Genomic DNA, 19,719 nt, shown 5'->3' with positions numbered 1-19,719 from the left:
ACTTATGGCCTTAGCAGCTTTATGGTTACGTTCTTATGACAAAACGATCATTCCCTCGATGTGACGCATTGGTTAGAACTCAACACAGGTTGACGCCGCGATTGACGTCAACACCTTGGCTCGCCACGCCGGCAGCGAGCCCCAACGGCAGACTTTCTGCCAGACCTCAATCGAGGTCAACGCGATAAAAACAGTCAACAAGTGAGGGCAACACCCTATGAGAAGACTTAAGCGTGATCCGTTGGAAAGAGCATTTTTGCGCGGATATCAATATGGCGTTGGTGGCAAATCCCGTGAGCTTTGCCCATTTACTCTACCGTCGGTACGCCAAGCCTGGATCAACGGCTGGCGAGAAGGACGCGGCGACAACTGGGACGGTATGACCGGCACTGCGGGAATCCACAGACTCAACGAACTTCACGCCGTCGGCTAACACAAGGTACACACTCCGACACGACAACCTGATTACGTTTCGACTTACCACGCACGCCCCATCCGGGCGGCGGGCTTCGGCCCAAGGGCTCCTTCGAGGAGCCCTTTTTTATGCCTGACATGTTGACCTGTAGTAGCGAGCAGGCTCGCTCCTACAGGTTCAGGTTCAGGTTCAGGTTCGGATCAGCGCAGGGCGGCGATCGCGTCAACGGACTCGCGGATCAGCGCCGGTCCCTTGTAGATGAAACCGGAATAAAGCTGCACCAGGCTCGCCCCGGCGGCGATTTTCTCGGCCGCGTGCTTGCCTTCGGTAATGCCGCCCACCGCGATGATCGGCAAACGGCCGGCCAGTTCTGCCGCCAGCACCTTGACGGTGTGGGTACTCTTGTCCCGAACCGGCGCGCCGGACAACCCGCCCGCCTCATCGCCGTGTTCCATACCTTCAACGCCGACTCGGCTCAGCGTCGTGTTGGTGGCGATCACCGCGTCCATCCCGGTTTCGATCAGCGCCTGGGCCACCTGCGCGGTTTCCTCGTCCGACATGTCCGGGGCGATCTTGATCGCCAGCGGCACGTGTTTGCCGTGACGCAGTGCCAGCTCCGCCCGGCGCGCGGCCAGGTCGCTGAGCAGTTGCTTGAGCGAATCACCGAATTGCAGGCTGCGCAGGCCCGGGGTGTTCGGCGAGCTGACGTTGACCGTCACATAGCTGGCGTGGGCGTAGACCTTGTCCAGGCAGATCAGGTAATCGTCGACGGCGCGCTCCACCGGGGTGTCGAAGTTCTTGCCGATGTTGATGCCGAGCGCGCCCTTGTACTTCGCCGCTGCCACCCGGGACAGCAGGTGATCGACGCCGAGGTTGTTGAACCCCATGCGGTTGATGATCGCCTCGGCTTCCGGCAGACGGAAGATCCGTGGTTTCGGGTTGCCTGGCTGCGGACGCGGGGTGATGGTGCCGATTTCGACAAAACCAAAACCCAGTTGGGAAAAACCGTCGATGGCCGCGCCATTCTTGTCCAGGCCCGCCGCCAGACCGACCGGATTGGGGAAATCCAGGCCCATGACACTCACCGGCAGGCTGGCCGGCGTCTTGCACAGCAAGCTGTTGAGGCCCAAACGTCCGCCCGCGCCGATCAGGTCGAGGGACAGATCGTGGGAGGTTTCCGGGGAAAGTTTGAACAGCAGCTGACGGGCCAGGGTGTACATGGGCTGATTCGGACTCTGGGCGATTAAAAGTGTCGGCGATTATAGCCGGGCTGCCTGACTCAAGGAACCATAGTCTCCCGGGGCAGGACATAGACGTTATCGGTGCGCTTGGCGCAGCCGAAGACGAAGGGAAAATAGAAGATCATCACCATCAGCGCGACACACCCGGCGACGATGTGGGGCTGATAGCCTTCACCGACCTCCGCACTGTCGAGCAGGGAGGCGACTGCGCCCAGCACCAGTGTGATCGAATGCCCCGCCGAGAGGCTGAAGGTGCCGAAGCCCAGCGCCGTATCAGCGAGGTCGCTGCGAGTCGGTCGCTGAAGCCCCGCACGCACTTGCAACACTTCATGCTGCAAGGCTTGCGGATCGGAGAACACCGAATCGCGCCCCGGATCCGGGGACAACAATTGGCAACTCCTGCAAAAGATGGAAATCATGTCATCGAGCACCATGCCGGCGCCATTGAGCATGCCTCCTACAAGGTCCGCGCCAACGCTGTAACCCAATCCTTGCGCCGCACGGGCCGCACCGCTCAATGGCAGCACCTGGCCCAATTCAGCCAGCAGGAACTGCGCCACACCGTTGCCTACCGTCGTGGCCCCGGTGTTGGCGGCGTTGGGCGCCCCGGCATTGCTCTGCAAGGACAGAAACAGAGTGGGCACACTTCTGGCCAGCGTGTAGATCGATCCACCGATCATGGCCGGGAGCACGCGCTGCGAGGCGCCCGTGAGGTGCCCGGCAATCAACGACCCCAGCATGATGGCCGACATGCTCACACGGGCCAGGCGTGACGCTGCATTGGCGGTGCCGTTCACCTCATTTCGAACGGCGCCGCCGATGAGCAACCCCAGGTCGACGAGGGTCAACGCCACCGCCACCCATGCACGCCCGGCCGACGTCGAGTCGCCCTCGCGCAAGGCTTGCTCGACGTAATAGCTCACGGCCTGGCGCACGACGGTCGCCAGCGCCACGACCAACCCGGTACGCCCCGCGATGTTCAGCAGGTTCAACCCGGGGCCTCTGGCCGACTCCAGCCATCCCTTGCCCGCCTCCAGCAGCGTCTGCACCCGGCTGTCACGGGATTGTTCGCGATCGAGGGCATTCAACTCACTGATGCGCGCGAACAGCGACGGGTCGAGCGGCACCTCAGGCAAGCGTCCCTCGGCAATGAAGGCATCGACTTGGCTGACGCCCTCCAGATCAGTGGCGCCCAACGTTGTGTGGCACGCCTCGATCTGCACGCGCACCTCCAGGTTCACCCGCTCCAGACCGGCGACGATGCCCCGGGTTGTGCCCATGACGCTCACGCAGAAGTCAGGCGATACCGCAATCGCCGAAGGCCCTGGCGATACCGCCGCAGTGGCAGGTGTTGGCGCACCAGGGATCTGTGGGTTGTGATTCACGGATATTCCATTGATCAAAGTTCACCTTCCTCTTCCAATTGGCATTTTGATGGTTGAGTGGTTTTCACCACTCGATCTTTTCCCAGGCGTCGTCGTCCATCACCTTGAACACCTCGCGCGCGAAGCTCATGACAAACAGGTTGTTATTGAAGGCGATGGCGTTCACGCCCTTGATTTCCTGGTAGAGCGTCGACGATTCCAGCCCCTCTTCTTTCAAGTGCTCCATGAGCTGGAGCGCCACCGTGCTCAAAGCCTGCGCGGTGGGATAGCGCCCGGTGGCCGCGTCTGTGCCCGGCAGCGTCCTGAGGTATTCGTACTGCGCCTTCTGGCCCTTGCCCTCCAGCGCCAACAGTTCCTGATGCAGCGCTTCGATACCGGTATCGATCCCGGGGGATTGGCCTGTCGCCCTCAACACACGCGACTCAAGAGGTTCCACCCTGGATACCGGCTCGGTCCGCTGGGCAGTCATCAGGGTTTCAATCTTCATCGCGCACCTGCCCGACTTGCGTATAGAGCGCGTGCAAGCGACTGATCGAGGCGTCATCCAGCTGCCGAGCCGACTCCGGCAGATTCGCCAACTGCGCCAACAGCAGTGGCTGCAACCGTTCACAGGTCGCACCGATATCGAATTCGAGCAATTGGCCGGCCAAACGAAACACGTAACGCTCCTCGGGCTGATAGTCGATGACCAGTGCACCGGGCCAGACGTCCTGAATTCGCTGACGCAAGGCCGGATGCCGGGATTGGCAACGCACCGGCAGCAAGACTTGCAACGGCGCCTCGACATCGGCCTGCTCCGCCAGCCAACGTTCGAGCATTTCGTCCAGCCACTCGACTCGCGTGAGCGCATCACCCAACAGTTGCCGGGCGGCCTGCGCCAGCTCCTCGCGCAACTGCATGCCGAGCGTCTGCGATTCGAGCAAGCCGCGCGTCAGGTCCTCCACAGCTTGCACCATGCCGCTGGCGTAGCCCTCCTGATACGCCTGTGCGCGGATCGCCTCGGCCTCTGAGCGAGCCTGCTTGACGCAATCGTGCGCCCTTCGCCGGGCCTGTTGCTGCAAGGCGCTGCGCAGGCGCGCGGCGCGAAGATCTTCGCCTGCCAGCCGCGCATCGCTCGAGGCGGGCAGGTCATTCAGGGTTCGGATGGAGTCGAGCATGCTGCACCGCCAGAAAGAAAAGCGTGGGATCGGCCGTTGCGACCGGCCACTGTGCGTGCAGGTCGACAACGTCGGGAGAGAATTGCAGGGGCAGCCGTTCGAACAGCGGTGCTGGCACACACTCGGCCAAGCCCGCCAATGAGTTCAAACCCACGGCCTGCACTTGATGCATCAGCACGCCTGTCGGGTCGAGCGGCGGGCTGCTGCGACCCGCCGGCCGGCAACCGGCAAACAGGCGCAAAGGCCTCGGCAATTGCTGCAAGAGCCCGCCCTGCGCCAACCGTGGGAACAGCCGCCAGACGCCCAGCAGCCTGGCGATGTACGGCAAGTGTCGCCATTGCCCGACCCACTGCCGGGCCACGGCAGTCAGAGGCATCGGCAGCCATGGGTCCGACGGCCCCAGCCCCTCGAGCAGGATCTGGTTGAGTGCGCGCCGTGCCTCGGGGCTGTCGAACCCGACCGGCACATCCAGACGCTGCGGGTGCAGATAATCCAGCGGTTCGGTGAGGATCCGTCGCAGACGCTCAGCGCACAACATCGCGGCGTCCTCCCTTGAACAATCGGTAGCCCAGCACGGCGCTGCCGGCCAACAGCACGAGCATGGGCACCAGCAGCCAGGCCCAGGGTGAACTACCCGGCGTCGCCATTCCGGATGGCGAAACATGCTGCGTGGGTGAACGCACCGACAGGACCACTGAAATATTGTCGTAGTCGAGGTCGGCAAAGGTGTTTTTCAGAAACCGCTTGATGTCCCCGATCAACAACTGCGGCTCGATGCCTCGCTCGTGCACCGCCACGGCGGCCAGGTGAATGGGCGCTGCCTTGCGCCCGCCTTCGCCGGCGTCCAGGTCATAACTGACGTGCACCCGCGCCGAGACCACGCCTTCAAGCACGCCAATGGATTGTTCCAGACGCTGCTCGAGTGCCGAATACAGCCGGGCCTTCTCGGCCCTGGGGGAAGCGACCAGCGCATCGGCGGGAAACATCTCGGCGACTTGCAGCCGTGGCCTGGACGGCAACGAATAGAGGTTGAGCAGATCGACCGCAGCGGCAAAATCCACCGCGTCGATCTTCACCGCATAACCGGCTTTGCCGGCGTCGACCTTGGTCGCCGCAATGTTGTTGCGCTGCAACACCGCCAGCACTTCGTTGGCCTGCTGCTGGTCCAGCCCTTGCAGCAGGTTCGGCTGGCGACAGCCCACCAGCGCCAGACACAGCACCATGGGCAACAGACCGGCCCTCATGAGGCGCGCAACAAGGTTTCAACGGTGCTCACACCCTTGCGCACCAGCACATTGAGCAAATTGATATCGACGTTGTACTGCCCCATCTGCTCCTGCAGTCGCGAAAGCATTTCAGGATCGGTGAGATCAGGGCGCTGCGTCAGTCGCTCGATCGCCGCCACGTCTTGCGCGCTGTCGACTGCCGAACCGGCGAACGCCTCGATGAGCCGACGCTCGAGGGATACCACCGGGCCTTGCTGCGTGCTGCGCAAGTCAGTAGAAGTTGCGGCCCCGAGGAGTGAAGGGGAAATACTCTGGATAACCATGCCATGCTCCATGCAAAGGGCCCTCGCCAGGCAGCGAGGGCCGGTCAGGTTTGATCACTCAGCGAGCCGCCTGGATGATCGCCATGTCGATGTCCTTGAAGCCCTTGATCGTGCTGGTCTGGGCATTGCGAAACACGGTGTAGGACGAGAACGCCGTCTGGTAGGCGGCGAGTTTTTCCGGGTTGGAGGCGTTGCCGTGGAGATCCTTCAGCGCCTGTTGCAATGCCGTGTTGAGCTCACCCGCGCCTTTTTCGAACGCTGCCGCGTGCTGCCCTAGAAAATCATTGTGAAACTTGGCCCCGCTGATGCCTACAGACATGTGTCACCTCCAGATGTGCTTGGGGAAATGCCAGGACGACGACGTCGTCTTGATGTAGCCCTGAGGGCCGGTTTGAAATGACTTGCCCTTGAGCAGGTCATCTGTGAGCTCGACAGCGAAGCGCACGTAGCGGTCGCCCCACTGTCGATGAAACTCGCCGACGTACTGGCGCGCCGTCGCCAGCTCGGCATCGCGCATGTCCCCGCCCAGGGCGAAGGTCACACTGGCGTCGCCGGCGACCCGGTCGAACGTCAGAGCCAGGCGCCGCAAGCCTTGCTCGGCGAGGTCGGCCAGCACCTTGTCGTCCTGTAGTTGCAAGGCCACATCCAGGGCATAGGGCGCGGCCTCGAGCAGCCTGTCGAGCAGTCGCGCCTGGCGCTGCGGCGTGAGCAGATTGCGCTGCGCGCTGAGCAGCAGCCGTGGCCGGGCGGGGTCCTTGAAATCGAGGGCATGCCAGGCCAGTTGCGGTTCGTGTTCGACCAGCAGGTTTTCCAGGCGCCGACGTTCCTGATCGATCACCAGCACGTTGGCCATGGCGGCATTGCGCATCAGCACTTGCCGACTCCAGCCGGCGTCCCGTTCGGACGCCACGAAGACATACACCCTACGGTCTCGCCCGAGCACGACCTCGATATCGCCACTGGCGCCGCCGATCAAACTGCGAATCTGGTGTTGCGGGGCCGGATCGGGCAGCGGCCAGAGGCCGGTCGAGGCCACCAGCAAGGTCAGTAGCAGTCCACCACCCACCCACTTCGCGGCGACGGGCAACGGCCAGCGACCCGTGACCTCTGGCGTCGGCAGCGGCTCTTGACTGTCCGGCACACCGTGCACCCAGGCCTGCCCCGCTTCCCGCACAACCAGCGACAGGCCGCCGATCTGCACGGGCTCCAGGAAGGGGCAATGCCGGGTTTGCGTGGGCTCGCCGAGCGGGTGCAGGGTGACACCGCCCTGCTCGCTGTCACCAAGTACCACTTCAAAGTTGCACCCGCCCTGCTCCAGAGGCACGAAGATCGCATCCTCGGGCACGCTCACGGCGTGCGCGTCCAACAACTCCAGAGGCGCGACGATGAACAGGGTGCGCGCCTCGGTGAGCGGGAACTCGCAGCCCCGCAGCGCGCCGTTGAGCAGGCGCAGGATGCAGGGCCGTGAAGACAGGGTTGGAATATCCGTCACCGTTCAGGCTCCGGCCAATGAATGAGCGCTCATGCTAGAAGCTGCGCCGGCGAGGTTCCTGATCGAAATATCGCGCGGCTGCACGAGGCTCATCAGATTCGTGCTGACGAGCGGGACTAACCCAACATCACCGCCGCATGCCCGAGCGCATTCCGTTGCATGGCCTGCGCCTGATCCTCCGCTTGGACGATGCGCGCCCGCAGCATCTTCGCCCGTACGCAATTCGGATCGTGATGCAGGCACCTGTCGATGCTCTGGGCGGCCTGCTCATGGCGCTGCCAGAACCAGTGATGCCACGCCTGGAAGAAGTGCACCTGCGCCTGGTCGGCGTCGAGCATGCAACGTCGAAACAACACCTGCGCCGCTTCCTCGCAACCGCGCAGGCTGGTCAGCAAGGCCAGACGCGCGATGGCTGGCGTGCTGCCGGGGTCCAGCGACAAGGCCCTGGCGACCGCCGAATGCGCCAGATCGATGGCGTCCTGCAAGTCGCACAGCCCGAGCATCGCCTGACCCAGCCAGACATCCACCAGGCCACACCAGGCCGGCGCATAACGCTCGTCCAGTTGCAGGCCATGGCGAAATTGCACCAAGGCATCACGCAGGCTCTGTGCGGTGTGCCGCTGCAAACTGCACAATCCGTTGAGGTAAGCCACCAGGGCCGGGTAGGAAGAACAGGTGGTGGCGCACGGACGCAAACCCGGCAGGCGTTGCGCAACCAGGCGGGTCAGCTCGCGCAGGGCCTCCGCGAGGTCGTCGCCGCGCACCACCTGGGCATGCAGCAGCGCATGATCGATGCCGCGTATCAACTCGACCGACCATTGCTGTTCGACCTCCTGCGCAACATGACGTCCGGTCAGGTAAAAGTCCGGCATCAGGCCCTCGACCAGGCACCGGGCGTCGATGGGTGGGGCGTAGGCCGCCATCAACCCCGACGGCACGACATGCAACGCCTCGCCGAATGCCGTGGTCAACTGGCGAATCATGGCGTCCTGCCAATCCAGTGCCTGGGACTCGCTGACCCCGCGAAACGGCAGGATGGCCAGCGACGAGACCTGCGTGGAAGCCTGTTCGTCAAGACCCAACGCCATCACCGGGCAGGTGAATCGGTAACCCTGGCCGTACACCGTCGCGATAAAGTCCTTGTTGTCCCTGAGCAACTTGCGCAAGGCGTAGATGCAGCGGGTCAACGACTCTTCGCCCGCATCGATCGCGGGCCATACACAGTCCAGCAGATGATCCTTGGTGATCACCTTGCCCGCCGATGCCAGCAGCAGGCGCAAGACACTCAATTCCTTCGGGGGAACGTGGACTCCGTGTCCATCTCGCATCAGCGTTCCATCGCTTTGCAGTAACCAGTGGTCAAAAACGAACGACTGCACCGGCCCTTTATCAGTTGCACTGTCCATAATTTGAAACTTCTCTATAGGAAGGTACTGAACGCAATCGAGCCCGTCGCAAGACGGGCTCAAAATGACAAGCTGCGTGACTATAGGAAGTTGGGTAAGAGGATTCCGCAGGGCAACCTCACTGCTCAGCGATGAAAAAGCGATTTGTGCCGTAGGACAAAAGCCGCCAAGGCTGCTCAGAAATGCAGCATCGCCTTGAGCATGTCCGTGTACTGGTTCAGGTGCGAAGAAAGAACCTTGTTGAAGTTGTCGTGATAGGCATTGGCATTGGAATATTTCTGCGTGAACGATTGCAACCGGTTCTTCAGGCGCTCTTCCTGGGCATTGAAGCCGGTCTGCCAGGACTGGAAGCGGGCGGTATCCCATTCGACACTGGAGCCTTTGGACGGCAATTGGCCGATCATGATGGTCAAGGGGCTGAGGTCCATCACCACGCTGTAGCTGCCGTTGGCGTTTCTCTTCAGGCTGTCGTCCGGCAAACCCAACGCCTTCAGCCACTTGCTGGCCTCATCCCGGGTGGCAGCGCCCATGCCCGGAGCCGGAAACAGCACCGCGGCAGGTTGCGGGTGGGAGTAGCGCTTTACCAGTGCCTGCAGCGCGGACCGTAACTCACCGACGCTCAGCTTGACCTGCTTGCCGTCCTTCACCCCCTTGATCCAACCCTCCATCCTGGCGGTGATGTCCTTGTTGAACGCGTCGAAGAACCCGGTGAAGACTTCGATGATGTGCTGATAACCCGCCAGGTAGCTGTTCTTGATCAGGCCGATCAGTTCCTGGAGCTTGTCGAAGAAGTCGCTCGTCCCGTTGCGCGGCTGCGTGAGATCGCTGGCGATGCCTTCGGGCGGTGCGGGACTTCGCTGTATCTGCGCCAGGAGGTTCTGCTGAGCGGCAATCAGGCTTTGTTGCTGCTGCGCAGGCAGGGATTGCTGAACCTGCGCCATCACCGCGCCGGACTGACGTACTTGCTGCGCCCACATCTGCGCGCGAACGCGCTTGCTCTGGAGCTGCCCGCCAAACTCGGCCCTGAGGGCGTCCGAGCCGGTGCCTGCCAGCAACTGCTCAGCGAGTTTCTGGGCGGGTGGCTGAACCTTGAGCAGGTTGTCCAGCTGGCGCTCGACCCCCTTGTTCGAGCGGTCCAGCAACTGCACGAGTGGCTGGGCAGCCTGAGGCATTCGCGGCAATTCACCCGGCGTGGGGATGACGGCGGCTGGAGGGGCATCGGCAGCCTGATGACTGGCAGGGGGTGTGAAATCGACAATTCTCATGAGGTTGTCCCGATCAGGCCGTTTTGCCGATAACTTCAATCCGCGACTGGAACAGCTGCATCACGATCTCCATGAGCTTTTGCAACAGCGCCGCGTCTGACGAGTCCTTCTGCCCGACTTCATCGCCCAGGCTTTTCTGCGTGTTCTGCGCACTTTGCTGCAGGACCTCCTTTTCCCGCGCGGCGTGTTCACCGATGCGCACCATGCTGGTCACCACTTGGCTGAGGCTCATCGACATCGCGTTGAGCGCCCGACCGATCTCCAGTCGCTTCTCGATGCCCTTGCCGCTCGTATGACTCAGCCAGTCAGAGGTGCGGCCGACGTTCTGCGCCTTGATGATTTCAGCGTTGAACCAGGCTTGTTCGCGGGCGTTCAGCGTCGAGCCCTGGGGTTTGAAATCGACGGTTTTCATTCGCGCAAAATCATCGAACACCGTGATTGTGTAGGGCGTATCCGGGGTCCAGTCCTCGCGAACGCGCGCCTGCTGCAAGTCCCGCTCGACGATGCCGGCGTCGACTGCATTGCGCTGGTGCAGATTGATGTCGGCTTGCTTGAGCCCTTGGCCCTGGAACGTCTTGAGCAGCGCGAACCCGGCGATGGCACCGGAGACCACAGCGGCGGTGATGGCACTGAACATCGCCGCCTTGCCCGACTCGACGATGGCCGCGCCCTGGGACTTGGCGGCATCGGCGGCCATCACGCTGAAATGCCCGCGCAATTGTGCGTTGGCGACCCGCGCGACGTTCAACGCGATGATCGCCGCGACCAGCACGTTCGCGTGCTTTTCCCAGGCGCCGGGATCGAACACCAGATCGTTGCGCACCTCCTCGCCCACCGCCAGCGTGGCCGCGAGCAGGTCCTGCTGATCGGCCCCGGTGGGTTGATAGCCGTTGATGCCACGCTCAAGCTCGGTCGCCGCCATGCCAGGAACAGGCGGCCAGGGCAGTACCTGATCCTGCCCCACCACGCCCTTGAGGGACGAGTCGCCGGGCGAACGCCAGACTTTTTCGGCAACGGCCGTGCTTCGCGGCGGCATGACGACACCCGACGCAGACACTCCATTTGTACTCATGAGAAACTCCTTGGGTCGGTGAATTCAAACCTGCCGGGCCATCTGCACGCTCACGGCATGGCTGCGTTGCAGGTCGGCAAAAACATGATCGATCTGCCGGCTGCGATCCTGCATCGCCTGGCCGTAGTCTTCGACGATGCGTGTCAGGTAACGGGTCAGCTCGTCGTTGACCGCCATGCGCACCCGGACATCGGCCAGATGCCTGGCCGCCTGGGCCTGGTGCACACCGCTCTGTGTGCCCAATACACCCTGCGCCGCAACGCCGCCGAATTCGGTAACCGCCTGGGCGACTTCGACCCGGGCGGCGTAACGGGCCAGCGCCACGGGGTCCGCGCCACGGCTGACGAAATGGCGCAGTTGACTGAGCGTGTGGGTCAGGGTGTTGCCCAGCGACGATGCCAACTGCCGCGCGGCCTGGACCGCCGCCGGTGCAGCCTGGGCCACCACCGAGCCGATTTTCGAAGCCACGGCACTGAGCAACGGCCCGATCACCTTGACCCCGACCATGGCCGTGAGCACGATGGCGGCCAGTGTGGCGGCGATGCCGGCGATCATCCCGGCGATTTGCCCGATGTCCCTGGCAGTCTTCTCATCGACCCCAAACGCCACCAGCGCCTTGGTGTACAGATCGGTAAACAGCTTCACGGCTTCCTGCATGACCGTGGTCAGCGGTTTCATCACCTCGGCCATGAACGATGCGCCGGTGAGTTCCCGGGTCACCTCGTCCGCAATCATGATGGCGGCCCCGATCACCCCGACCGCAATCAACACCGGGTTGACCGTCAGGACGCCCGCAACAATCGTGGCGATGGATACCAGGGCACCCACGACCTTGCCAACGCAGCCCATGGTTTTCTGCAACGCTTCGGCCTTGCGCACGTCCTCCAGGTACTTCTGCGATTCAAGCTGCATTTTTTCCTGCAATCTGGCCTGCAGTTGCAGCAACAGCTCCTGATTGAGCGCTTCCTTGTTCTCTGCGGAATCGCCCAGCAGTTCGATCATCTTCAAGCGATTCAGCAGCGCCAGCGCACTGGCGCTCAAGGCCTTTTCATCGGTTTGCCCGGGTGACGCAACCGAGGCGCCTGCCGCCACCAAGTGGCCGGTCAGGAGCAGCAGGTTTTTCGCGGCAGCATTGGCGGTGTCGATCAGCTTCAAGTGGGCGTCGGTGGCGGTTTTCACAGCCTGGGTCGCGGTCGTCAGCTCGCCGTTCAGGCGCTCAAGCCGCGCCCGTTCGTTCGCATGTTCCGGTGATTCGGCGGCCAGGCTGGCGAGGCGGATTTCACTGGCATCCCGTTGGCCCTGAAGGCTCTGCAGGCGCTCACGCCGTTGTTCCAGTGCCTGCTGACTGCCGGCCACCGCGCCCTCGGCGGACTCCAGCGTCGCCACCGCCTGGGTGTATTGCGTGGCGAGTTTTTCCTGGCCTTGCTGGCGGGCGCTCGCCAGGCTCTGGGCCATCGCCAGCCGGCTTTTCAGCTTGTTGGTGTCGACCTCGTCGATCAACTCGCTGATCATCGCCATCAGCAACGTGAACAGATCGCCCTGCTCGGCTTTGCCAGGGTCGCGCGCCATGGGGGGGGGCAACTGCGGCCGTCCCGGGGCCGGCGCGGACTGACCCGGTTCGGCGTGGTAATTCACCGACAGGATGGCGCCCAGTGCCTCCTGGCCCGCCTTGCGATAATCCACCCGGGCGGCGATGGCCTCGCTTGTGAACGTGGTGTAACGGCCAGGCCCATCCAGGGCAGGCGGATTCGATATGCGGCTGATGTCACTCATGTTCAGTCCTCCGAACAATCCTTTTCGAGGGGGCCCAAGCTGTCCAGATACACTTGGGCCTGTTGGCGCAGCTCTTCCTGGGTCGCCTGATCGAGTACGTACTCGAAACACAACCTGGCCTTGGCGCTCCTGCCCAGGGCAAGCTGACACTGGCCGGTGTACAACATCGGTCGGTAGTCGTTGCGGCCCTGGGCGAAGGCAATGGCGTACAGGTCGATCGCTTTCTGGTGGTTGCGCTTGAGTTGATGCACCGCCGCCAACCCCATCCAGTAATGGCTGTTGTAAAAATCGTAGATGCACAGGAAGTGAAAGAACTTCTCGGCATCGTCCAGCCGCCCCTGCTCATAGAACTTGAACGCGAAGGCGTAGAGGTCGTCCATGTGCTCGTCGCTCAAGCCCTGAAGCTGTTTCAACGACGCACCGCCCAGGACGGCGTCGACTATCCCCAGGGCGAGCTGCTCATCTTGTTGGTTGTCACCATTCATCGGTCACACTCCTGAAAAAGCGCCAGCGTCGCCGGCCCCTGCATTGAGCCAAAGCACCGGCAGGGGCGCTGCCAAATTGCGCTCAAAAACACCGGCCCACAGAGGACCTCCATCACGCCTGTTCGACCTGTTCCAGCCAGATCAACAGGCGCAGGACTTCCTCGACTTCCTGCACCTGCAGAAAGCTGTAGCGCTGGTGGGTCTTGAAGATGCGGCGAGCCAGGGCCGGGTCGTTGATCACCGGCACACCGACTTCCCGGGCGTAAGCCCGCACAGCCAGGGCGCGCTGGTTGGTTTCCATCAGGGAGATGAAGGGCAGCACGGTGATGTCCGGGCGGAAATACACACCGATAGCGATATGGGTGGGGTTGGCGATGATCATCCGCGAGCTGCGCACATCGGACCTGACCTGCTCCGACAGCAGCTCCAGATGCAGATCACGGCGACGCCCCTTGAGCTGCGGGTCGCCGTCCAGTTCCTTGTGTTCGCGCTTGACCGCATGCTTGTCCATCATCTGCTCGCGCATGAACAGCCAGTACTCGCTCAGCGCGTCGAGCACCACGATCAACAGCGCACAGAGCAGAAACGCCAACACCAGCACCCGCAGCAAGTGGCCCCAGATTGCGAACAGATCCGGGGCCTGGGCAAACAGCTGGGCAAACAGCAACTGGCGCTGGGTGATCCAGACCAGCCACAACGCCAGGGCAAAGCTGCCCAAGTACAACAGCGCCTTCACCGTGTCCTTGAGCGTGCGCAGGCTGAAGAGTTTTTTCAGGCCATTGATCGGGTTCAAGGCACCGAAATTCAGCTTCAAGGCTTCGCTGGCCAGGGCGAAGCCGCTTTGCAGCAACGCCGGCACGGCGCTGGTCAGGACGCACACCACCAGCAGCGGCAGCAGCGCCTTGAGCCCCACGAGCACCAGCATCGCCGAGTACTGTTGCAGGTCGGCGTCGAAATCCCTGGCGATGATGCGGCGATAGACCTCCATGATGTCCAGCAACGAGCTGTTGAACACCATGTAGGCAATACCGCACAGCATCAGGCAGGTCACGACCAGATCCCTGGCCTTGAACGTCTGGCCCTTGCGCGAGGCATCGCGCAGGCGTTTGGGCGTGGGCTTCTCAGTCTTCGAGGCGCTGGACGACATCACCCGTCTCCCCGTCGGCGGACAGATAATGCGCCAGCTCCCGGGAGACGGCGCCCATGCGCAGGACTTCATCGGGTATGTGGGCACCGAAGTACAGCATCAGCACCATCACTGCCGCCAGGCTCTTGACCGTCAGCGACACCGAAAACGCGTTCATCTGCGGCGCGTACCGCGACAATAAGCCCAGCAGCGCCTCGCTGATCAACAGCGTCGCCACCACCGGCGCGCTGATCACCAGCATCTTGCCCACCAGTGCATCGAGGAGGCCGAACAACGCCTGCACATCGACCTTGCAGACATCGACCGGGGCGCACAGCCGATAGCTGTGGCCGACGGTTTCAAGCATCAGCCGCATGCCGCCACCTTCGAGGTAGACCACGGCGGCAAACAGTTGCAGGAAGGTCGCCAGCTCCGAGCTGTCGACGCCGTTGGCCGGGTCCACGGTGCTGCTGAGCAGCGCCCCGCGCTGATTGTCGATCAGGTTGCCCATGGCGTGCAGGACCCAGAACGGCCAGCACAACAGCACGCCGAGCATCACGCCAATGCCCGCTTCGCGCAGCAGCCAGCCGAAGAACGCCAGGCTGTCGAGGGTCGGCAGTGGCACGCCGACACTGGCCCAGAACCCCGCCGCCACCAGCAGGATCACCGCCTGACGCGGTGCCCCGGTCAGCACGCCGGCGTTGAGGAACGGCAGCATGAAAAAAATCGGCGCGAGCCGCGCGAACCCCAGCAGCGCGACGGCGAACCAGGCATACAGGTCGAAAAACAGGCTCACCGACATGTGGCTAGGCCAACGCCAGGCGCATGACTTCACGACTGAAATCGAGCAGGGTTTCACCGTACCAACCCGAGAGCAGAAACAGGCACGCCGCCACCGCCAACAATTTGAAGCCGAATGGCAGTGTCTGCTCCTGCAGCTGGGTCACGGTCTGGATCAGCCCCACGACCAGGCCGACCACCGTGGCGACAATGATCGGCCAGGCGACCATCAGCAGGATCAGGTACAGGGTCTTGTTGCCGGCATACACCAGGTCGTTCATCGGCGCCCCTAGGCCAGCAGCGTCAGGTATTGCCTGACCAGCCCGGTCGACAGCAGCGCCCAGCCGTCCAGCGCGACAAACAACACCAGCTTGATCGGCACCGAAATGATCACCGGGCTCATCATCATCATGCCCAGCGCCAGCAGGATGCTGGAGATCACCAGGTCGACGATCACAAAGGGCAGGTACAGGTAAAAACCGATCTTGAAGGCGCTTTTGATTTCACTCAGCGCGTAGGCCGGCAACAGGGCGAACAACGAAGGCGCGAGTGCTTCCTCGTCGACTGCACCGGTCTCGTCATCACCCTGCGCCGCCTGCGCTCGCTCGAAGAACAGGGCCAGTTCCGGATCAGTGTACTTGCGCAGATAGTCCTTGTAGCCACCCAGCCCGTTCTCGGCGAAGTTCACCACCGACTCGATGTCGGTGAACGCCACCGCCTCTTCCTTGTAATAGGCATACCCCTGTTTCATCACCGGGGTCATGACGAAGATCGCCAGCATCAGGGCAATGGCATTGAGGGTCATGTTCGAAGGCACCTGTTGCAAGCCCAGGGCGTTGCGCACGATGACGAACACGATGGAGAACTTGATGTAGCACGTACCGGCGGCCACCAGGAACGGCAGCAACGAGGCGAACGCCAGCAGCGCGATCAGCGAGACATCATTCATCGCGGCGGTTCCGGGCGATCAGCTCCAGCACCTCGACGCCCAACTGCCCGTCCAGTTGCACCAGTTCGCCACGGGCCACGGGCATGCCATTGGCGCGCACCTCGATCTGCCGCTCGGCGTCGCTCGGCAAGGGAATGAGGTGGCCCTCCATGATCTGCGCCAGCGTGCCCAGGGCGATGTCCTGGCTGGCCAGGAGAAACTCCAGGCGCACCGGCACACTCGCCAGTTCGACGGGCGTGGCGAGGCGTTCATCGTCGAGCGTTGATTGCATGTGTAACCCTCCTTGGGTGAACGTGAAAATGCCGATGCATCGATTGGCCAGCCGACAGTGATCGGTCCGATGGGTGATGCGCAGAACGTCGCCCGGCCCCAGTCGCGCCCGGCTGCCGTGGCTCAGTTGGCAGCAACCGAGCAGCAGTTCCAGGCGCAGCGGCAGATCCTGCAACCAGGGTGCCTCTTGCGGGTTGATGGCGCGTACCGTCGGCAACTGCGTCACCCATATCCGGCCCAGTGCGGTGTCGAGCCATGGCAGGTCTTCGCTGGGCAATGCCGGCACGTCGATCAGCTCGACGTCGAGCAGCTCGCGGTAAGGCAATACCGCCTCCGGCAGCAGCAACGGCTGGGGCACGGCCCGGAACAAGCAGGCGATGCTGGAGGCCGGGCATTCCCGGGGCAGCCACTCGCGCAGTGAAGGCCATGCGTGATGCAGCCAGTCGAAGGCGTTGATCAACCCGCGCCACTCGCCCCCGCTGCCAACGGCGCAAAATCCCAGGTAGCCAGGCTGCCCGGTTGGCCTGCCGAGGCCCGCTGGGTGCCCGGCATGGCGCCAGCGTTGAACCCATTGCGCCCTGGCGTGTGTCACCGCCTCTACCCGGCGCAGCGTCAATGGGCTCATGCGCCTGACTCCTGCGGTTCTTCATCCGGGGAATTCCGGGAGCCCTGGCGTTGCTGCTGGTCACGCGGGTCGGCCAGCCGCCAACCGGGCTCTCGCAGTTGTTCGAAGGGTGTCTTGAGCTGGTCGAACACCAGCGGGTTGCTCGAGCTGAGCAGCAGCGGTCGAGCGTGTTCGTCGGTCTCTCGACTGATCGTCACCTGCCCGCTGACCGCGCCTTTGTTGAAGGGCACCTGCAACAGGCCGGGGCCTGGACCGGGGGCTGTTGCGACCCTGGCGTCGATGAAGGATCGGGGGATTGGCACCGGGGGCAGCGGGACAGGGAGTGGTGGGGTTGCGATGGCGGGTCGGGGGCCGTGAGGGTTCATGGATGGGAGCGGCGAGGGTTCCGTCGGGATTGCCGAGTCTTCGGCAGACATGCGCAGTGTGGCCGGGAAATCATCAGGTGCCCGTACTGCCGCCATCGCGAGCAGGCTCGCTCCCACAGTGGAATGCGTTTCGCTGTGAGAGTGGGTCTGGCCCACGATCGATGATACCTCTGCTTGGGAGCTGGCTTGCCAGCGATGGCGCCCGTCCACCCCCTGCAATTCCCCAACATTGGCATGCAAATCCCTGTGGGAGCGAGCCTGCTCGCGATGACGCCCGTCCAACCCCCGCAAATCTCCCTCATTGGAATACAACCCCCTGTGGGAGTGAGCCTGCTCGCGATGACGCCCGTCCAACCCCTGCAAATCCCCGACATTGAAATGCAAATCCCTGTGGGAGCGGGCTTGCTCGCGAAGAGGTCCCTCCAGCCCCCCCAATTCCCCAGCCGATCGAGCCCTCACGCTCAACGCCGCCAACAAATCCAGCACACCTTGCGGCAATTCCTCCACCTGCACGGGTAACCGCAGGTCGTGCAGCTCATCGGTAGACGCTGCATTCTCGGACACTACGCCTTGAGCCGGCCCGGCTGAAACCGTGGTCATGTCTTTCATCGCCGCACGCCACTCATCTCTTGCGTCTCCCGTTCTTCACGGCGGAGAGCCTCCAGCCGTTGTGCCCGCAACCGCTGCTGCAGCAAGCGCACGCAGCTGTCGTGCTTGCGCCGCGCCTCGCCCAACTGCTCGCGTTGCAGGGTCAACGCCTGCTCAAGTTGCCTGCACTGCCCGGCCACGTGGTCACGCTCCAGGTGCAGCAGGTCAAGCTGCCGGCGCAGCAGCGCCTGGTGACGCAGCAGCGCCAGCAGTTGCCCGTAATCGAGGGTGACGTCGCTGGCCTGATGACTGGCCAACAGGCTGCGCAGTGCTGCCTCCTGTTCATCGAAAGCGTTGAGTTCGTGCAGCAACGGCTGCAACTGCCGTTGTGTCTGCTGCAGCGCTCGCTCGGCACGTTGCCGACGCGACTGCTGGAGCGACAGCAGACGTCGCAGCTCAAGCAAGCAGTTCATTGAGACTCCGCTGGCTGTCGTCAGGCGCGCACCGCTGCGCCGTCGGCTGACGCAGCCAGTGCATCAGGGCGTCGCGGCGCTGCAACGCCTGATCGCTGGCGGCATCGGCGCCCGGGGTGTATTCGCCCAGGTCGAGGAACACCTGCAACTGCTCCAGACGGGCCAGGGTGTCCCGGGCCACAGCCGCCGACGCCTGCACCTGGGCACTGCTGACTTGAGTGGCAACCCGGCTGACGCTGCGCAAGACATCGATGGCCGGGTAATGCCCTTTGGCGGCCAGGCTACGGCTGAGGCTGACATGTCCATCGAGAATCGAGCGGATCTCTTCGGCGATCGGGTCCGGTTCGTCGTCACTCTCCAGCAACACCGTGTACCAGGCGGTGATGCTGCCCGTGGCGGTCACGCCTGGCCGCTCCAGCAGGCGCGGCAATGCGTCGAACACCGATGCCGGGTAACCGCGACGGGCCGGCGCCTCGCCAGCGGCCAGGGCCAGGTCGCGGCGCGCCCGGGCGTAGCGGGTCAACGAGTCCATCAACAACACCACACGCCGGCCCTGATCGCGAAAGTACTCGGCAATGGTCGTGGCCAGCAGCGCCGAATTGCAGCGATCCACCGAGGAAAAATCCGAGGTGGCAAACACCACCACGCAGCTCGAGCGTCGGGGCGACTGGCGCAGGTGTTCGATGAACTCGGTCACCTCGCGCCCGCGCTCGCCTATCAGGCCGACGACAAACACATCGGCATCGCTGTGGCCGATCAGCATGTTGATCAACGTGGTCTTGCCCGACCCGGCCGCCGCGAACACGCCGATGCGCTGACCGACCCCGCAGGTCAGCAAGCCATCGATGGCCCGAATGCCGGTGTCCAGCGCCTGCACCACCGGTCGCCGCTGGTGGTACGCCGGTGGATCGGCGTCCACCGCACAGTCGCGTGGCGCACCGTCTGCCGACGGCGCCAGTCGCTCCACCACGTGCCCCAGGGGATCGACCACGCTGCCGAGCAAGGCCTCGCTGCAACGCAGGTGCAAGGTCGAGCCCGTCGGCACGATCATCGAGGCCCTGGACAACCCCCGGCCATCGCCGAGCAGGCTGAGCAGCACCGCGCCGGGCGTGAAACCGATCACCTGCGCCCGCGCCGCCACCTGCGACGAACGCCAGTGCCGGCGCACCTCGCAGATTTCGCCGATCACCACGTCGTCCAGCGCCGCTTCGAGCAAGGCGCCGCTCAAGCGCAGCGGATGCGCGGCCCGCCGCTCCAGCCGCAGGTTGATCGGTGCTCGCCAGGTGTCATCAGGCACAAAGTC

Annotated in this window: 23 protein-coding genes; 1 reads left to right on the top strand and 22 read right to left on the bottom strand. The window is 63.4% G+C overall.

Going from position 1 to position 19,719, the window contains the following annotated elements:
* The first annotated feature begins 217 nt into the window (after positions 1-217).
* Positions 218-433: a ribosome modulation factor gene (rmf, locus tag QIW53_RS12785; protein ID WP_003223300.1), complete on the top strand. Its 216-nt coding sequence runs from the start codon at positions 218-220 to the stop codon at positions 431-433.
* 182 nt (positions 434-615) lie between these two features.
* On the opposite strand, the gene QIW53_RS12780 is transcribed toward rmf, so the two are convergent.
* From QIW53_RS12780 to sctN, 22 genes are all read right to left on the bottom strand, one after another.
* A complete protein-coding gene (locus QIW53_RS12780) occupies positions 616-1,635 on the bottom strand; it encodes a quinone-dependent dihydroorotate dehydrogenase (protein WP_371049972.1) in 1,020 nt (339 codons plus the stop codon).
* A gap of 59 nt (positions 1,636-1,694) precedes the next feature.
* The gene (locus QIW53_RS12775) at positions 1,695-3,041 is read right to left on the bottom strand and encodes a hypothetical protein (protein WP_371049971.1); all 1,347 of its coding nucleotides are present in this window, start codon (positions 3,039-3,041) and stop codon (positions 1,695-1,697) included.
* 64 nt (positions 3,042-3,105) lie between these two features.
* A complete protein-coding gene (locus QIW53_RS12770) occupies positions 3,106-3,528 on the bottom strand; it encodes a hypothetical protein (RefSeq protein ID WP_371049970.1) in 423 nt (140 codons plus the stop codon).
* Positions 3,518-4,198 carry an oxygen-regulated invasion protein OrgB gene (locus tag QIW53_RS12765; protein ID WP_371049969.1) on the bottom strand — a complete coding sequence of 227 codons (681 nt, stop codon included), beginning with the start codon at positions 4,196-4,198 and terminating at the stop codon, positions 3,518-3,520. Before QIW53_RS12765 ends, QIW53_RS12770 begins: the two co-directional genes overlap by 11 nt.
* Positions 4,170-4,736, bottom strand: coding sequence for a secretion system protein (locus QIW53_RS12760; RefSeq protein ID WP_371049968.1), 567 nt, complete (start codon positions 4,734-4,736; stop codon positions 4,170-4,172). Before QIW53_RS12760 ends, QIW53_RS12765 begins: the two co-directional genes overlap by 29 nt.
* Positions 4,723-5,442 carry an EscJ/YscJ/HrcJ family type III secretion inner membrane ring protein gene (locus tag QIW53_RS12755; protein ID WP_371049967.1) on the bottom strand — a complete coding sequence of 240 codons (720 nt, stop codon included), beginning with the start codon at positions 5,440-5,442 and terminating at the stop codon, positions 4,723-4,725. Before QIW53_RS12755 ends, QIW53_RS12760 begins: the two co-directional genes overlap by 14 nt.
* Complete coding sequence (gene sctI / locus QIW53_RS12750; RefSeq protein ID WP_371049966.1) at positions 5,439-5,747, bottom strand: type III secretion system inner rod subunit SctI; 309 nt, start codon at positions 5,745-5,747, stop codon at positions 5,439-5,441. Before sctI ends, QIW53_RS12755 begins: the two co-directional genes overlap by 4 nt.
* Positions 5,748-5,805: 58 nt before the next feature.
* Positions 5,806-6,066 carry a type III secretion system needle filament subunit SctF gene (sctF, locus tag QIW53_RS12745; RefSeq protein WP_371049965.1) on the bottom strand — a complete coding sequence of 87 codons (261 nt, stop codon included), beginning with the start codon at positions 6,064-6,066 and terminating at the stop codon, positions 5,806-5,808.
* 3 nt (positions 6,067-6,069) lie between these two features.
* Positions 6,070-7,239 carry a PrgH/EprH family type III secretion apparatus protein gene (locus QIW53_RS12740; protein WP_371049964.1) on the bottom strand — a complete coding sequence of 390 codons (1,170 nt, stop codon included), beginning with the start codon at positions 7,237-7,239 and terminating at the stop codon, positions 6,070-6,072.
* A gap of 116 nt (positions 7,240-7,355) precedes the next feature.
* Positions 7,356-8,645, bottom strand: coding sequence for a winged helix-turn-helix domain-containing protein (locus QIW53_RS12735; protein WP_371049963.1), 1,290 nt, complete (start codon positions 8,643-8,645; stop codon positions 7,356-7,358).
* A gap of 176 nt (positions 8,646-8,821) precedes the next feature.
* Complete coding sequence (locus tag QIW53_RS12730) at positions 8,822-9,910, bottom strand: IpaD/SipD/SspD family type III secretion system needle tip protein (RefSeq protein ID WP_371049962.1); 1,089 nt, start codon at positions 9,908-9,910, stop codon at positions 8,822-8,824.
* A 13-nt stretch (positions 9,911-9,923) separates the two neighbouring features.
* Positions 9,924-10,982: an IpaC/SipC family type III secretion system effector gene (locus QIW53_RS12725; RefSeq protein WP_371049961.1), complete on the bottom strand. Its 1,059-nt coding sequence runs from the start codon at positions 10,980-10,982 to the stop codon at positions 9,924-9,926.
* A 24-nt stretch (positions 10,983-11,006) separates the two neighbouring features.
* Positions 11,007-12,755 carry a type III secretion system translocon subunit SctE gene (gene sctE, locus QIW53_RS12720; RefSeq protein ID WP_371049960.1) on the bottom strand — a complete coding sequence of 583 codons (1,749 nt, stop codon included), beginning with the start codon at positions 12,753-12,755 and terminating at the stop codon, positions 11,007-11,009.
* Positions 12,756-12,757: 2 nt separating this feature from the next.
* Complete coding sequence (gene sicA, locus QIW53_RS12715; RefSeq protein WP_371049959.1) at positions 12,758-13,240, bottom strand: type III secretion system translocator chaperone SicA; 483 nt, start codon at positions 13,238-13,240, stop codon at positions 12,758-12,760.
* A 112-nt stretch (positions 13,241-13,352) separates the two neighbouring features.
* Positions 13,353-14,387 carry an EscU/YscU/HrcU family type III secretion system export apparatus switch protein gene (locus tag QIW53_RS12710; RefSeq protein WP_371049958.1) on the bottom strand — a complete coding sequence of 345 codons (1,035 nt, stop codon included), beginning with the start codon at positions 14,385-14,387 and terminating at the stop codon, positions 13,353-13,355.
* Positions 14,362-15,168, bottom strand: coding sequence for a type III secretion system export apparatus subunit SctT (gene sctT, locus QIW53_RS12705; RefSeq protein ID WP_371049957.1), 807 nt, complete (start codon positions 15,166-15,168; stop codon positions 14,362-14,364). Before sctT ends, QIW53_RS12710 begins: the two co-directional genes overlap by 26 nt.
* Positions 15,169-15,172: 4 nt before the next feature.
* Complete coding sequence (locus tag QIW53_RS12700; protein WP_192301900.1) at positions 15,173-15,427, bottom strand: EscS/YscS/HrcS family type III secretion system export apparatus protein; 255 nt, start codon at positions 15,425-15,427, stop codon at positions 15,173-15,175.
* Between the two features lie 8 nt (positions 15,428-15,435).
* Positions 15,436-16,095, bottom strand: coding sequence for an EscR/YscR/HrcR family type III secretion system export apparatus protein (locus QIW53_RS12695; RefSeq protein WP_371049956.1), 660 nt, complete (start codon positions 16,093-16,095; stop codon positions 15,436-15,438).
* A complete protein-coding gene (locus tag QIW53_RS12690; RefSeq protein ID WP_371049955.1) occupies positions 16,088-16,990 on the bottom strand; it encodes a FliM/FliN family flagellar motor switch protein in 903 nt (300 codons plus the stop codon). The genes QIW53_RS12695 and QIW53_RS12690 overlap by 8 nt, the downstream gene beginning before the upstream one ends.
* A complete protein-coding gene (locus QIW53_RS12685; protein ID WP_442439645.1) occupies positions 16,987-17,220 on the bottom strand; it encodes a SpaN/EivJ family type III secretion system needle length determinant in 234 nt (77 codons plus the stop codon). The genes QIW53_RS12690 and QIW53_RS12685 overlap by 4 nt, the downstream gene beginning before the upstream one ends.
* A 740-nt stretch (positions 17,221-17,960) precedes the next feature.
* Complete coding sequence (locus QIW53_RS12680) at positions 17,961-18,416, bottom strand: type III secretion protein (RefSeq protein WP_371049953.1); 456 nt, start codon at positions 18,414-18,416, stop codon at positions 17,961-17,963.
* Positions 18,400-19,686 (bottom strand): type III secretion system ATPase SctN, encoded by a 1,287-nt coding sequence (sctN, locus tag QIW53_RS12675; protein ID WP_371050140.1) that lies wholly within the window; start codon positions 19,684-19,686, stop codon positions 18,400-18,402. The genes QIW53_RS12680 and sctN overlap by 17 nt, the downstream gene beginning before the upstream one ends.
* Between the last annotated feature and the right edge of the window lie 33 nt (positions 19,687-19,719).

Source organism: Pseudomonas fluorescens (genome assembly GCF_041354075.1).
Classification (GTDB): Bacteria; Pseudomonadota; Gammaproteobacteria; order Pseudomonadales; family Pseudomonadaceae; genus Aquipseudomonas; species Aquipseudomonas fluorescens_CE.
Note: the sequence above shows the minus strand (reverse complement) of the source record. Positions and strands in the feature narration are given on the sequence as shown.